The following is a 942-nucleotide window of genomic DNA, read 5'->3' as shown; positions in this document are numbered from 1 at the left end:
AACCCTGATGGCGCTGCTGAGTGCGTACGGCTACCGGTATTGGCTTGTGAAATATCCCCGCTTTCATCGAAAACCTTTGGCATAATCCGCTGTTTCTGACGTAATGTTAAGTACAGCGCATTACGGTTTTGCAGACACGACTTATTCTTTTCCTCTCTACTTTTCTTTTACTTTTTTCCCTGCTTCCGGCATGGGCGCAGGAAACGTATGTCCTGAGCGGGCGTGTGGTGGATGTGCAAACCGCTGAGCCACTGGCCGGAGCCTCCATCAGCCTGAAAGAGCGACCTTCTATCGGGGCGGTGACGGAGCCGGATGGGCGCTTCCGCCTGCTGGCTCCGGCCGGTCGCTATACCCTGGTGGCGAAATCCATTGGCTATGAGGCGCTGGAGCTATCGGTACAACTGACTCAAAACACCGAACGGACGCTCCAACTGCTGCCGGTGGCCTATGGGGTGCAGGAGGTGGAGGTGCTGGCAGCGCGCCAAAAGCCCATCACCGAGACCGCTGCCATGGGAGAGCTGGACATTCCGATGGAATCCGTCAGGTCCTTGCCGGCCTTCATGGGCGAGACCGATATACTCAAAACGGTACAGCTCCTGCCCGGTGTGCAATCCGGAGGGGAAGGCAACACCGGATTTTATGTGCGGGGCGGCGGGGCCGATCAGAACCTGGTGCAGCTGGATGAGGCGGTGGTGTATAATCCCGGACACCTGTTCAATTTCTTTTCGGTATTTAATAGCGATGCTATCCGGAATGCTACCCTCATCAAAGGAAACATGCCTGCCAGGTATGGCGGCCGCCTTTCTTCGGTGCTGGACATAGAAATGCGCGACGGTCGCATGGACAGCCTGCAGGCCGAAGGCGGCATCGGCCTGATCGCTTCCCGCCTGACGGTGCAGGGGCCAATCGTGAAGGAGAAAGCTTCCTTTATTTTTTCAGGGC

The 942-nt window shown here is 56.9% G+C and carries 1 protein-coding gene; it reads left to right on the top strand.

Going from position 1 to position 942, the window contains the following annotated elements; genetic code table 11:
• Positions 1–128 precede the first annotated feature (128 nt).
• Positions 129–942 (top strand): carboxypeptidase-like regulatory domain-containing protein (locus tag OB13_RS20780; protein WP_461492097.1); only part of this gene is annotated, 814 nt, incomplete at its 3' end.

This window comes from Pontibacter sp. HJ8, from assembly GCF_054824225.1.
This window is presented reverse-complemented; position numbering and strand designations above follow the sequence as displayed.